The 14,551-nt window shown below is 49.7% G+C and carries 10 protein-coding genes and 1 pseudogene; 3 read left to right on the top strand and 8 right to left on the bottom strand.

What is annotated here, in order from left to right; genetic code table 11:
- Positions 1-763: 763 nt before the first annotated feature.
- On the bottom strand, positions 764-1,888 hold the full coding sequence (locus B5G16_RS11280; RefSeq protein WP_087263905.1) for a DUF3800 domain-containing protein: 1,125 nt from the start codon (positions 1,886-1,888) through the stop codon (positions 764-766).
- Between the two features lie 2 nt (positions 1,889-1,890).
- On the bottom strand, positions 1,891-2,970 hold the full coding sequence (locus tag B5G16_RS11285; protein ID WP_087263907.1) for a DUF3800 domain-containing protein: 1,080 nt from the start codon (positions 2,968-2,970) through the stop codon (positions 1,891-1,893).
- 366 nt (positions 2,971-3,336) lie between these two features.
- Here B5G16_RS11285 and B5G16_RS11290 point away from each other — a divergent pair.
- Positions 3,337-3,700 (top strand): annotated as a pseudogene (locus B5G16_RS11290) (helix-turn-helix domain-containing protein).
- 1,010 nt (positions 3,701-4,710) lie between these two features.
- Here the strand turns inward: B5G16_RS11290 and B5G16_RS11300 are convergent.
- The 3 genes from B5G16_RS11300 to B5G16_RS11310 form a co-directional block, all read right to left on the bottom strand.
- Positions 4,711-4,932, bottom strand: coding sequence for a hypothetical protein (locus B5G16_RS11300; protein ID WP_087263971.1), 222 nt, complete (start codon positions 4,930-4,932; stop codon positions 4,711-4,713).
- 224 nt (positions 4,933-5,156) lie between these two features.
- Positions 5,157-5,519: a hypothetical protein gene (locus B5G16_RS11305; RefSeq protein ID WP_087263911.1), complete on the bottom strand. Its 363-nt coding sequence runs from the start codon at positions 5,517-5,519 to the stop codon at positions 5,157-5,159.
- A gap of 11 nt (positions 5,520-5,530) precedes the next feature.
- Complete coding sequence (locus B5G16_RS11310) at positions 5,531-5,827, bottom strand: helix-turn-helix domain-containing protein (RefSeq protein ID WP_087263913.1); 297 nt, start codon at positions 5,825-5,827, stop codon at positions 5,531-5,533.
- A gap of 443 nt (positions 5,828-6,270) precedes the next feature.
- On the opposite strand from B5G16_RS11310, the gene B5G16_RS11320 reads away from it, so the two are divergent.
- Together B5G16_RS11320 and B5G16_RS11325 are read left to right on the top strand one after the other, a co-directional pair.
- A complete protein-coding gene (locus B5G16_RS11320; protein ID WP_087263973.1) occupies positions 6,271-6,774 on the top strand; it encodes a HigA family addiction module antitoxin in 504 nt (167 codons plus the stop codon).
- Positions 6,761-7,432 carry a nucleotidyl transferase AbiEii/AbiGii toxin family protein gene (locus B5G16_RS11325; protein WP_087263918.1) on the top strand — a complete coding sequence of 224 codons (672 nt, stop codon included), beginning with the start codon at positions 6,761-6,763 and terminating at the stop codon, positions 7,430-7,432. The genes B5G16_RS11320 and B5G16_RS11325 overlap by 14 nt, the downstream gene beginning before the upstream one ends.
- 856 nt (positions 7,433-8,288) lie before the next feature.
- On the opposite strand, the gene B5G16_RS11330 is transcribed toward B5G16_RS11325, so the two are convergent.
- From B5G16_RS11330 to B5G16_RS11340, 3 genes are read right to left on the bottom strand one after another with little or no spacing between them, the layout of a single operon-like run.
- Positions 8,289-9,830 (bottom strand): sulfatase-like hydrolase/transferase, encoded by a 1,542-nt coding sequence (locus B5G16_RS11330; RefSeq protein WP_087263920.1) that lies wholly within the window; start codon positions 9,828-9,830, stop codon positions 8,289-8,291.
- A 10-nt stretch (positions 9,831-9,840) separates the two neighbouring features.
- Positions 9,841-10,506: a hypothetical protein gene (locus tag B5G16_RS11335; protein ID WP_087263923.1), complete on the bottom strand. Its 666-nt coding sequence runs from the start codon at positions 10,504-10,506 to the stop codon at positions 9,841-9,843.
- 9 nt (positions 10,507-10,515) lie between these two features.
- Entirely contained in the window at positions 10,516-14,463 is a 3,948-nt protein-coding gene (locus B5G16_RS11340) for a two-component regulator propeller domain-containing protein (RefSeq protein WP_087263925.1), read from the bottom strand.
- Positions 14,464-14,551: the final 88 nt, after the last annotated feature.

A 14,551-nucleotide genomic window follows, 5' to 3' on the forward strand; every position in this document is an offset into this window, starting at 1 on the left:
GTCAACACCATAAGTCTACTCTTTTTTAGTTTTTTGTTGATTCCCTATACAAATCTAAAAAATCTGTAGACTTTTTTATTTATCCTTCTCCAGACACACTTTTGGGAACAGTATCAAACCAAATCACTCCCAAGTAGTACAAACTAGGTCCGACTTGAGCCAATTTTATACAAGTTGGACCTAGTCGGACCTAATAGTAATATTCTCTGTCAAATCAATACGGTATTCACCGGTTGCTTACGTTGTTGCAGGGGAATTAGAAAATCAATCCTATTCATATATTTATAAGGTTTTTAAGGAAAGGTAAGTTTTTCAAAAAAGAATCAGAAATGTTCAGATACATATTTAGATATACTAGCATACTTGATTTGACTTGACTTGTTCTGAAAAACTTTACAGTCTACACTAAATTGAACTAACAGAACTTTACCGTTCTTTGACATGAACCTAAAATAACTCGACAACCAAAATAAAAACAGCATTTGCCGGACCGAGATTAAACTGGAAAGTAAAATAGCGTAAATTTTATTGTTACTCACCTTATATTACAAGGTTTAGCTACCGTCTTGAGACAGCAGCTAAATTTTTTATGCTATATCAATCTCAAAGTATTTTCTATACCAATCAAATTAAACTTTCCAACATCAACTCTTTCCAATAATTGTAGTTATAGCTTCACATCACGTAATAATCAGTTACTTATGATTATCTAAACACTAAAAACTCCTAGTGATGCATAATATGAAAATAACATATTATAAAGTCACTCATTCGCTCTGTAACCACCATACTTTTGCATATACTTATGATATTTGGCAACTGTATACTTACAAGCAACGAAATGCACAAACGATGGATTATAGTTCAGAGAATCAGCAAGTATTCTGTTTAAGAGTTTGTAATTATTCATTTGATTTTCATCAAAATTTTGAATATCAGCATCAACCTCTGGTTCCAATCTGTCGAGGAAAATCATATATTTACGTAAAATAGAAACTACATAATCACAGACTTGTATCATTGCATCTGATTCAGACTCCTTAAAACTATAATTATCAGGAGTTTTACCTCCAATAATAATATTGTCCTCTGCAATCTGGCTCATAACTTGCTTTTCTTCATCAAACACCAAGGTTTTCTTTGGGAAGCTAAGAATCTGTTGCCTATAAAATTGCACAAAATTTCCGACCCATTCATGAGTAGTTTCATTCTGAATAAAAATCAATTCTTTCTGTTCTTTAGCCTTCTCTAGAGAATTTTTGAGAAAGACTAGCAACGGATTTAAACGGTATTTTTTCGCATCTTCGGCAATAATACCATCAATAAGGATTATAAGTTCTGACAAGAAATTCTTAATGTACTTTGTTCCAACATTTGGATACTTATATTTTTTGAATATTGAGATTGTTGTATTTGGATTCCTTTTCAAGACTTTGTATAGTTCAGCCTTGAATGCCAAAGGATTACACTCTAGTCCACTTATTGAATCAATAATATCCACAAATCCATAATAGAAAACCTGCACAATACAAAAATGAATATGCCATCCTTTGTCTTGAATTATTTGGAGTATTTTTCTAAAATTATCCTTGCGCAATATTTCAATAAAAGTTCCTTTTAGATCCTTTGTTGATTTTATTTCTTTTTCTAAGTTTTTACCTAATGCCGTTTTCAACTCTTCCAAAGAAATAATATCATCTGCCTGAACACCACCCAACACAAATACAGTATCTGGATTTGCATTGAGCTTGCCATCTTTAACAATCAAGTGTTTTATATTACCTGATTCATCGTAGTATAAAGTTTCCTCTTTATCAATATACATGTCATCTATGCCTTGAGCTTTCATCATCATTCTGATGCTATTACTAACCTCTGTATAATCCATGATTAAATATTTTGGCTTTTGTTTATATTTATACGATCGCTATGTTCGCATAGAAAATCCAAAGGATCAATCTCTGCTGTTTCCTTCATTCTTTCTTCAATAAAATCAATTGTAGAAGGAGCTATATTAACCTTAATATTCTGGAATATTGGCAGCGACTTTATCTTCTCTTGATACTTTACGAACTTATCATTTCGCGGTGTAAGCGCAAAGCATAATGCACTTGCAAACACATCTGCTAACTGTATTCCGAATTCTTCATGAGACTTTGCAATTTTCATATTGCCAACAGGCAGAGGATATACGTGCTTTCCTTTACCATACCCAACAACAGTTTCTGGTACTTCCACATCTCTTAGACTTTCCATAAACTCTATGTATGCAAAAAATGGTTCCGAGGAATCAAAATGTACATTCTCTTTTTCCTTAGTTCTTTTATACCATTCTTGAATTGACTCGGAAAACAATGGTAATGTTAAATCAATATAAAATTTGTTATTGCTTAAAGCGTCTTTAATATATTGCATTGTAGGAGGTATCTCTGACAGCATCTTGAAGAACTCCTCTCTTGTATCAACATCATATCTCAACTTGTCTGTGGTCCTATAAAAGTTTGCAACGGATTCTATTGACGGGTTTCTTACCATACCAACAAAATTATTCTCAAATTCTGTAACCAAATCCTTATTAGGATGCAATATAGCAAAACAATGCAAGCCATTAGCCAGAATCAGATTCTTTGCTCCTTCATATAGATTTATACCATTGATGTGGCACATTGTTTCTACTAGAATATTCACAATATAGGCATAGATACAGTAGCGTTTGTTCGCAAACGATGGAAGTACGTGATAATGATCCATCAGAGGGTGGTTAAATATCTTATCCAGCATTTTTTGACCTTGATAACTTTTATACATACTTTTGAAATGAAGTTCTTTTCCCCATTCACAATAACTAACATCCTTTTTTATTTGAGCAATTTCTTCATCTGTCATCCTAATAGAGGCCAATGAAAAATATGGTTGTTTACTATTTACCAAATCAGATCCAGTATATCCAGATTCATCAAAATACAACATACAAAAACAATTTTATCATTAGGTGGTTATAATTATCTTTTCATGTCTTTTCATGTCTTTTTATGAAAAATGTCTAACATATTCCATAATAAGTTGAATTAAATAGTATAAAGTTAGCAAAATACTGAATATTTTATCTCTATATGTTTTGTCACCATATATTACACATTTACGAAAAACAAGGCTATTTCTTATCAAGAATAATCATTTATAGCATTCAAGCGCATATTACTATACTAATTAGTCAACAATTTAACACCATCTTAAGTTATCTCACAGTTATATTCCGATGATGTTTTCCATCATCAGAACACCAATTTCCTTTGCCAGCAAACAATTAAAAAGAACAATTAAAAACAAATACGCATGGCAAATGAACAAACCACTTTTGATAAGCTGCCGCAGGCGGTAGGTTATCTCATAGAACAGATGAAACCAATCCGGCAAATAGCAGCATTACAACCGCAAACCTCTTTTAATAAGCATCGTCTTATTGAAATTGACGAAGTCTATAAAATCACATGAAAGGCGAAACCTACACTTTACACGTTAGCGCGTAAAGGACTGATTCCGGCTTACAAATGAGGGAAGAAGCCTACTCTATGAAGATGAATTGCTGCAATGGATTGAGTCCGGGTACAAGCAGAAGCAAGCAATGTTACTTCAGGTACAGGCGACGCAAATAGTACATGGAGCAAGGCGCAAACCAAAGGAAGGCTATATCTTTTGATCTGCATAGCTATGGAACCCTCAAAATTAACAGCAGAAGGTATTATCGGCAAGACAGTGCGTCCCGGAGCCAAGATGCCCGAAGTGAGTTCCCGACAGAAATCTTTCCTATCAAGATTCAGCGTATCATTAGCAATTTGCACGATTGTCAGGACTATCCCGTGGATTATGGTGCGGCAGCTATCCTTACTTTCATCTGGTGCAGGTGAAGCGCAACCCGCTGGAAAGTCCCATTCTGTATAAAGCACTGATCGGACGCCCCGAAGCCAATAAGAGTCACCTACCGAGTTTCACTTCCCAGCCGGTCATAGAGCACGACTATTGTCAAAATCAGGAGTACCAGAAGCTGTATGCCGAGTATGAACGCGCTATGTCCATGAAGCAAAAAAGGAACGCCTGGAAGCCGGTTTGGATAAGTTTCTGCAGGCATCCTCCGCAGACGCTTTCTTGTTTCGGAAAATCTATCGCTCAAATTGCAGGAGAGCGCAATTATCAGGATTTAGTATATAAAGCCAATAATCCCTCTCTGAGATCGTCAAGGCACAATAATAATGCGCTACAAGACTAACCGCCTTAAAGATAACATCGGAGAAGATTCAACACATTTTTTCAGAAGAGTAATAACTTCGTTCTCTACCAGAACTAGTTCTTCTCCACATGTTGCCACATGTGGATATATGTTGCTTGAATAGCCACAAAGAAAGACAGCTATCTATCGAGCCACTTTCCATAGATATAAATATTCCGCTCAAGATAGAGCGTGTGCAGGTCATATGAGATGACCCACAGACATAACGAGTGGTCACCTCGAAGGCTGAATGTTAAATCTCGGAAAGCTGCTTTCGGAAAACGAATGTCCTGCGTGTAGAATCGCCCCATATAACCCGCAGGCGTCGCTTCACACAAGTAGACACTAAAAGAGCGAAACAACCAGCGGAGAATCCTCCGCCGGTTCTCAGGATACAGGCTCTCAACATAAAAGCGGTGGTAGTAAATCATCTCCTGCTGCTGTCAACGTAAACGATACCTCCGGGCAAAATAGGCGACAACGCCCGGAATGTGCTTTTTGTAATAGGGCTGATTCTCCCGGCACCACGTGGCAAGTTCCTGCTTTGAGGTAAAGGGAGGATGCCAGCTGTGCCCCGACATAATACGATCCAACTCGGGAGCCAAACGCTCGACAAAGTCACTGACGGTCCAGCCTTCCCGGATGTGTTTTTGAAGGTCGATCATATCAAATCCATTTTGAAGTTTGGCATACGGTTCATGGACCGGTCCCATTCAGAAACGAAGGTGCCGACCACGGGCCGATATTCAGTGGCGGGACAAACCGGAAGTCCTTTTTCGGACGACAAACCCGGACGGGTGGAGATCGTGCGAAAAGGGACTTCAAGGTGCAGGCACGCCGCTATCTTGGCCCGAGGTCGGCACTTGTGGAATAACCTTCTACCCCACTGTCAAACTTTTTGCTCATCCGCTCCAACCACAATCCGGGGAGTACGCCGCAGCGCATTTTGCAGATTGCGCTGGTTGATCCGGTAAACGAGCATCAGCAGATCATAGGCGCTGTACAGGAATTGCCGCCGATAGATCTTGGGGCGGATCAGCCGTTTTTGGCGGTAACGGGTCAGCGTTTCGGGACGAATGTCGAGGACTTCGCAGGCCGCATCGGCCGTCAGGAAGAGCGGTTCGTCGCTTTGACTGCACAGGTATTCAAAAAGCAGCAGACCTTTACTCAACAGAAAGTTCGTCTTGATGAGACGTTCGAGCTGTTCGGAGGGGACAAGCCGATAGATCCGGGGATTTTGTTTGTTTTCCATGGGTAACAGATTTATTGATTCAACGATTCGAGTTTTCCGCGGCGGCGCATCTTGCGGATGAACTCCTGCACCTCGGAGAGCAGGTACATGCGCCGGGCTCCGATGTTGAAGCCGACGAGCAGCCCCTGTTCGCGGAAGCGGCGCACCTGGCGTTCGCTCTGGCGGAGCAACTGGCAGACCTCCGCAAAATCAAGGATCGGATCGCCTTCGAGCTGGCTCCGATGATCCTTCATGAAGTGTACGATCTCGAGGATCTCTTCGACCGTTCGCAGAATGCGGGACAGGTCATCCGTGTGTTGATTTTCCATCTTTGTCGGGTTTGGTTTCCACGGCAAAAATGGGACAACCCCGGAACTCGTTTATCAGTGTTTGAATCAATTATATGTTTTTCCGTATCCGAAACCCGGACAACGCTTGCCTCCGGCAGTCCTTCAGAGAGCAGGACAAAATTCCCATAATATGCCGGTATCGGCAAAAATCATCATTTTGGAATTGGATATCACCACTTAACTTGTCGATAAGACCATAGCTTTTCAGGTTCGGTTCTTACTGCAAAGTTCGGCAAGGACACCATCTGAAGGTTCATGCTGTTCAAAGAAAGTATGGCGAGCGGTATTGCTTCCAACATCATCGACAACAACACGATGTTTTGTAACCAACTTTTCAGACTAAAACGATCTTCCAAAATCAGAAAAATATAATAAATTTGCAAACAAATCCGTTTGCATTTTGTATATTTGCAGATGAAGCCATGAAAAGCAGAATTGACATATTGAAAGGCATCCATCCGGGCAAGATAATCGGCAGGGATTTGAAGAAACGCAATCTCAGTCAGCGGTCGTTTGCTGCCTCCATCGGAGAACACAGTCAGACGCTCAATGCCGTCATTACGGGGCGACGCAATCTGACGGTCGAAATGGCGTTGAAGATTGAGCAGGCATTCGGATACGAAGAGGGATTCCTGCTGCTGCTTCAGACATACTACGAGATCGCCGAATACAAGAATGGTCAAAAGAGCCGTGCCATATCCGGGACACCGGCAATTCGTCGGTCGCTGTTCTGGGATACCGATTTCGACACACTGGACTGGGGACGATACCGTGAGTCGGTCATTGCCCGCGTCCTGGAGCGAGGTAATGACGCAGAAAAAGCGGAGATTGCCCGATTCTACGGCACCACTCTCGCGGCCCTCGAAACCGATTCTCTGAAAAGCTCATACCGCATAAACACGACATCGCAAAATGGCCGACAATAGCCACCTGCACTATGAAACGGTAACGCCGCTGTTGAAAGAGACACTCGGAATACTGATGATCGAGGAATCGTTTGCACCCTTCCGTCTGGTCGGAGGTACAAACCTAAGTCTTCGCTACGGACACCGAAAATCGGTCGACATCGACCTGTTTACCGATGCCGAGTATCGCAGTCTCGATTTTCGGGTATTCGAACGCTTTCTGCAATCTCATTTTCCATATTATGATTGCAGTGACACAACCTCTATTATTGGATTCGGCCGCGGATACTACATCGGACCGTCGGAACAAGAAGCCATCAAACTTGATTTGATGTATACCGATCCGTTTCTCAAAGTTGCAGATTGTATTGATGGTGTTCGGATGGCGAGCATCGAGGACATGATTGCCATGAAGATGAATGTTGTATCGCGAGGTGGACGCAAAAAGGATTTCTGGGATCTGCACATGTTGCTGACCAAATATCCGCTGGCAGAGATGTTTGCGCTACACGCTCGCAGACACGAATGGGAGCACAACGCAGACGAACTTCTAGAGCGTCTGACAGACTTTCGCATGGCTGATGAGGATCCTGATCCGGTTTGCCTGCGGGGACTGGACTGGAGCGACATCAAACTTGATCTGGTCGAGGCCGTGGAGGTTTTTGCCGAAAACCGATAATCAGTTTCTCAATCTCAATACAATTGCCTACAGAACGAAAGCCCAGCAACCAGCTGTAATTAGTACACTCGTCTGAAAAAATGAACCACTCATGCAGCATCACCTATGTGTGCTCCACAAGATGACACAAAAGGTCCTCGGTAGCCGAAAGGTAGCAAGCATGATGTTCGCTTGTTCGAAAAGCGCAGGATCACTTGATTTGGAAATATCCGATTGGGATCCAGGACCAAACAAAAATATAATCTATTGATTTATTTATATTTACACACCGTATATTACACACAAAAATCGGCAAAAAAATCCGCAGGTTCGTTTCCAATTCGGTTGCAAAATCAGGAATTTTTCGTAACTTTGTAACAGCCAAGTGAATACAAGGGAAAACAGCGAAAATAGGTTGTGGCCTATTCGGTGTATCTGAAAATTTTTACAATCTTAACACGTTGACATATTGACGATTACGATATTGGTTCAGTTATCGTATTCTCCACTCAAAGGGCCGGAAAGGTTCTGAAATGAGGACCCCCCTGCAAACATCTGTTTGCAGGGGGGGGCGTTTTGCTCCGGAATGCGAAAAATATCGAAAAACAGATCGCTCATGATCGTAAAGTGCGGACGGCCGTTACAGCGACCGATGACTGCCATCGGAGTTACGGACTGCAAGGTACAATAATTCGGGACGACATCCATTACGGGCGGATTACACGGCACCCGGAACCATTCGTCCGAACTCCCGGGGCCCCCGGGGACCGACTCCTGCTCCCCTGCTCCCGGCAACAGGAGCCGGTCAGCATAAGCGTCAACAACAGTAATCCCGGCCGATTTATCGCCGTATCATCCGTTTCTCTCGTTTCAAAATCTATTTCAGCGGCTCCTCCTCCACCGCGGGCTTGTAGTAGTCGCCGACGATCGACAGAAACGACGCTTTGAGACGCTCCACCTCCTCGGAATGCTCCGCAGCAAGGTCGCTCTGCTGTCCGCGGTCCGCCGTGAGGTCATAAAGCCGCCACGAGGGGCCATTGCCCAGCTCGTTCTTCGTGATGTTCCGCTCCGGACCCTCGTAGGGCGGGATCAGCGCATATTGCCCGCTGCGGTAGGCCAGCTTGCCCTGCGCTTCGAGCACCAGATCCTCACGTCCGGCATCGGTTTTTCCGAGCAGAACATCCAGATAGTCCCGGCTGTCGAGCCCCTCCGGAACCTCTCCTCCGACGAGCTTGCCCAGCGATGCAAAAAAGTCAAGCTGCGAAACCAGCGCCGGCGAGACCTTCGAGGCGATGTGGCCTTTCCAGCAGACGATCATCGGGACGTGCGTGCCGCCGTCGTAGAGGCTGTATTTCCCGCCGCGCGTCCCGGCCTTCGGGTCGTGGTCGCCCAAACGCTCCTCGGCATCGTCGTAGTAGCCGTCGTTGATCACCGGGCCGTTGTCCGAGGTGAAGATCACCAACGTGTTCTCCAACAGCCCCTTCTCTTCGAGGTGGGCGATCACCTCACCCACGCACCAGTCGGCCTCGACCACGGCATCGCCGCGCGGCCCCAGGTCGGTCTTGCCCACGAACCGGGCATGCGGAGCCCGCGGCACGTGCGGCTGGTGCAGCCCGTAGTAGAGGAAGAAGGGTTTTTCAGAGGATTGCCGGTCGAGGAAGTTCTCCACTTCGGCAACGAAATAGTCGGCCATCTCCTCATCGACCCAGCGGGCCTTCTCTCCGCCCTTCATGAAGCCGATGCGCGGGATGCCGTTGACGATCGAGCAGTTGTGCCCGTGGTGCCACTTCATTTTCAGCATCTCGGGGTTGGTCAGGGCCGTGGGTTCACCCTCGAAGTTCTTCTCATAGTCAACCTGGATCGGATCCTCGGGATCGAGTCCCTCGACAAGTCCGTTCTTCACGTAGACGGTCGGCACGCGGTCGTTCGTCGCCGCGATCAGGTTCGTATAGTCGAAGCCCACGGTGTTGGCGCTCGGCGTGATCTCGCGGTTCCAGTCGACGTTGCCGTCGCCCATGCCCAGGTGCCACTTGCCGATGGCCGCCGTGTTGTAGCCCGCCGCCTGCATCATCTTCGGAAGGGTCGGGATGTCGGTGGGGATCAGCAGCGGGGCGTCGCCCGGGAGGATCTTGGCGTCGGCATTCCGCCACGGGTAGAGGCCCGTGAACAGGGCGTAGCGGCTCGGAGTCGAGGTGGCCGAGGTGGCGTAGCCGTTCTCGAAGCGGATACCCTGCGAGGCCAGCGAGTCGATGTGCGGCGTCTGGATGGCCGTACCTCCGTAGGCGCCCAAATCGCCCATGCCGAGGTCGTCGGCCACGATCAGCAGGATGTTCGGCCGCGTGGGCTCCTGGGGGTGTTCGCTGCACGAGGCCGCCAGAGCCAAAGGCGGCAGGGCATAAAGCAGATGGTTGCGATTCATAGGTTCAGAGTTATTGGATGGTTTGGGTAAATTTCTCTTTTCCGTCGTACGTGTTTCCCCCGATCGTCACGTTCCGGTTGTGCCTCAACAGCAGCACGGGGCGTTCGGGACTGATCGGAGCCCAGGTATCGGTCCGCTCCATGCGGTTGTTGCGGAACACCAGCCCGTCCACATACTCGGCATCGAGGATGTTGCTGTCGAAGGTGCGGAACAGGTTCCCCTCGATCCGGATGTTGCGGTGCATGATCCCGTCCGGGAAGCGTTTCTCCCGCGAGTTGCCGACCGTAATCACACCGAACTTTCCGCCGCCCGACACGCACTCCTCGAAGCGGTTGTCCGCGATCTCCACGTCATCCACGGCTCCCGACTCGTACCAGAAAGACATATCGGTCTTGACGAGGATTGCCGCCATCATCGACGAGAAGAGATTGTTGCGGACAACGACCCGCCCCGGTGTCTTGATGACCAGGTTCCGGGCCCTGTGGTTGCGAAAGATAGTGTTTTTTACGATATATTCCTCCGTATTCCACGTTTTATTTTCCAAAATATCCCCGACATCGAGCCCCTCCGGCAACGGTGTTGCGAAGGTGAGCGTCAGATGGATGACGAACGCCGAACCCTGCCCGATGGCATACGCCGGAACCGACCTGCCGGTGCAACTCCGCAAGAAGTTCAACCCGCACGGCTACGATTGGGTATGCGTCCGCTTGTATTCGCTCGGAGAGACCCCGTAATACTCCTTGAACTGACGACTGAAATGATTTGGATTGCAATATCCCAGCCGGTAGGAGATCTCCGACGAGGTTTTGTCCGTCGTTTGGAGCAGTTTCGCTGCTTCGCGCATCTTGATTTGCAGAATAAATACCGAAGGGGTCTGATCGAACAGGCGCTTCATGTTCAGATACAGCTGCGTGCGGCTCACGTTCACGTGCTGCGCCAGATCGTTGACCGACAGATTCGGATCGTCCAGATGGCCGTAAACGTAGTTCGTAACCGAAAGGATGAAGCGCTCGTCGGTACTGTTCATCTCGCCGGTCGGAACTCCTGCGCTCCCCGCCGCCAGGTAGTAGTCCCGCAGCACGTCCTTCGTGCGCAGCAGGTTGTTCAGTTGCAGGAACAGCTCCTGCAAGTTGATCGGTTTCTGGAACATCGCATCGGCTCCGCACTGCAACGCCCGAATCCGGTTCTCGCCCGAGAACTCGAAACTTTCCAGAATCACCGGGATGTGGCGCGTGCGGTTCGACTGCTTGATCATCGCACACAGATCCGCGCCGCTCGTGCCCGACAGCTGCATGTCGCAGATGACCACGTCGATATTCTGGGATTTGAGCAGCAACAGCGCCTCGTCGGCCGTCGCTGCACTCGACACATGGAAATGCTTCTGCAAACGTTTGGCCAGCACCCGCTTGGAGTCCGCATCGTTCTCGACGAGCAGGATCCGGAATTTCCGATGTCCTCCGGCATCGAGAAAACAGGGTTGCGATGCCTCCTCGAAACCGATCGTATGATCCACGATCCGGTCGACGATCCCCGTCGTGACACCCGGACGTTCGGTCACCGACCCGTCGTCCGGAACGACCGGAATCTCGATCCGGAACAGGTTGCCCTGTTGCGGAACCGCCTCGACCGAAAGCCGCATGTCGAACAGCTGCGCAATGCTCTTGACCAGAGCCAGCCCGATCCCGCTCTCCGGCAACCCTCCGGCATCATAGGAGCGGGAAACGGCCTGACGCTGCTCCTCGTTCATGCAGGGACCGCTGTTGAAGAGCTCGATCACGGCCCGCTCTCCGTCGACCGCAAGCCGCAGCCGGCACTCGCCGCCTGTCTGGACCGATCTGAACGTATAGCCCAGCAGGTTGCCCAGCATCATCTCCATCTTCGCCGCATCGAACAACATCGGCAGGCTCCCGACCTCGGAATGGAATCCGTGCACGATCTGCTTGCGGTCGTAAAGGGGCTCGAAACTCCGATATATGCCGTCGAGGAAGGGTACGAAGTCGTATTTGCGGATCGAGAGCGCGATGTTCCGCGATTCGATATTGCGGAAATCCTGCAACTGATCGACCAGGAAGCCGAGCCGTTCGATATTACGCCGGAAGATCTCCGGATCGCTGCCGGGATCTCCGCACGGAGCAGGGAGCACGGAGTCCTGCAAGGTCGAAAGCACCGACAGCGGCGTTTTGAACTCGTAGGTGATGAAACTGAAAAAATCGAGTTTCAGGGCGTTGATCCGCGATCGCGTCTCCTGCTCCCGGCGCGCCTTCTCGACAAGCGAACGGGCGAAACGCTGCCGCCGGAGCAGCCGCACGAACTGCCAGGCCACAAGCCCCAGCACGACGACATACAAACCGATCATCGGCCCGCTCAACAGCACCGGAGGCCGGACCCGGACGGCGATCCGCCGCTCTTCGAGCAGGGTCCCGTCATCGGCCACAAGACGCACCGAGAGCAGGTAACGACCCGTCGCCAAGCCCGTATAGGAGATCTCCTGCCGGGGCCCCAGTTCATACCAGTTGTCATCGAAATTCTCCAACCGGTAGAGGCATGCATAGGACGACGTACGGAAAACGTCGTAGTCGACCACCGAGACCTCGAAGGTCACGAACGTCTGGTCGTGGGCCAGGGTGATCTCCCCGGTCTCGTTGAGCGGACGGTCCAGCACGCCGTCGCCCACCGGCACCGGACGGTCGGCGAGTTTCAACCCGGAGAGGAACAGGGTCACCGGCTGCTGGGGTCGGTTTTCCAACATCGCAGGCCGGAAACAGACCAGCCCGTTTGTCGTTCCGAAGCAGATTCCGCCGTCCGGCCCGACGTAGGCCGAACGGACGTTGAATTCGTTGGTTCCCATTCCCTTTGCGAGGCTGTAACGGCGCAGCCCTCCGAGGGAATCCAATCGGAGCAGGTCATTGCCCGCCGCCAGCCACAGATGACCGTCCGCATCGCCGCGCATGCCGGCAATACCGCCGTTGATCTTCGGATGGCCCTGCACCACCGGAGCGAAGTGCCCGGACTCGAAGCGCCACACTTCCCCTTTGGTCGTTCCCAGCCACAACCGACCCGAGGCGTCCATCCATCCGCACTGAAAATAGGGTGTGATCCCCTCCGACTCGGGTACCGTGTATTCGGAAACCCGCCCCGAGGCCCGATCGAAACAGACGACCGACTTGAAATTGACGAAACAGACCGTATCGCCGTGCGTGAAGACGTCGTAGAAGGCGAAATCCTCCGACCCGCATCCGCACAGCACCGAAAAGTCGTCGGTGGCATAGCGGTAGACGTCGATGCCCTTCTCGTGCGCCACGAACATCGTATCCGCATTCAGCGGACACAGCGCCAGAACGTTGCTTCCCGAAAGCGATCCGGGACGATCGGCACGGCGCGTGTAGTGGCGGACCGAGCCGTCCGCCCGGAACCGGTAGAGCCCGCTGGACAACGACCCGGCCCAGAGATTTCCGCGCCGATCCTGCCGTAAGGCGAGGATGTTGTCGTTGATGCCGCGGGTCGTGCTCGAAATGCGCCGGATGAGGTTGCCCGAAGGATCCAGCACGTCGATTCCCGTGCTGTTGGTCGCCACCCACCAGTTACCCCGTTCGTCGCGCAGGATGCCGTTCGCCGTCACGTTCCGGGAGCGGTGCGTCCCGGCCGATCCGAGCGTATGGCACTCGACGCCGGATTCGAGTTCGCCGATCGAAAAGAGTCCGGCGAAATAGGTCCCCAGCAGCATGTCCTGACGCCGGGTCCGGAAGATGGCGACCACCGTGTTCAGAACCGCGTTGTCGTTGTGTTCGCAGACGTAGTTGCAGAAAAAGTCGTTGTTGTAGTCGTAGACCGAAACGCCGTTGTTGTGGCCGATCCAGAGGCGGTCGTAACGATCTTCGTTCATGCTGCCGATATTCTCGATCTCCGGAACCCCGAAACGGGCGGCGATCGGTTCGCGGCGGAACTCATCCTTCGTCCGGTTGTAGCGGTAGAGGCCGTCCTTGACGGTTCCGACCCAGACGCACCCCTTCGAATCGGCGTAGAGCTGGACACCGACCAGCGGAGAGCGGTCGACACTCGACAGTTTGTAGGTCGCGGCAACCCCGAACGAGCGGTCGATCCGATAGACCCGGTCCTTCGACAGGCCCCACAACTGTCCGAACTTGTCGCAGCACATGTATTCGTAGGGCGTACCGTCGGCGACGAGCGTCAGCCGGTCGCCGTCGCAGCGAAAAATCCGGTTCAGGGTTTTGAGCAGCACCGTACTGTCGACTTGCAGAATCGTACGGACATATCCCACATCGCGGTCGTTCCACGTCAGGCGCGAAAAACGGCCGCTCGCATAGTCGTAGGCTTCGACGAAAAGCGTCGTTCCGACGAGGATCCGATCGCCCGCATCGTGGAGCGAACAGATTTCCAGCCCGGCATAGGGTTCGATCTTTTTCAGCGAACGGCTGTCGTAAATATCGAGTCCTTGGGAAGTTCCGACCCAGATCCGGCCGTAGCGGTCGTCGCTCAACGCCGTGATGCGATTGCTCGAAAGCCCGTCGTTCTTGCTCAAATGTTCGTAGTTCCAGATCTCGCCTTCGTGTTGCGCACAGACGGGCAGAAGGCGGAGGAGCAGACAGAGAAAAAGGGCCGAAAAGTGTTTCATCCGGTTGGTTTTTCTCGAAAGTTAAGCTATAAATTTGTATTTTCGCTCATCCGAAGCTTGTATTTTTGTTCACGAAGCATATCTGTTT

Origin of the sequence: Alistipes sp. An66, assembly GCF_002161445.1 — a bacterium.
GTDB classification, from domain to species: domain Bacteria; phylum Bacteroidota; class Bacteroidia; order Bacteroidales; family Rikenellaceae; genus Alistipes; species Alistipes cottocaccae.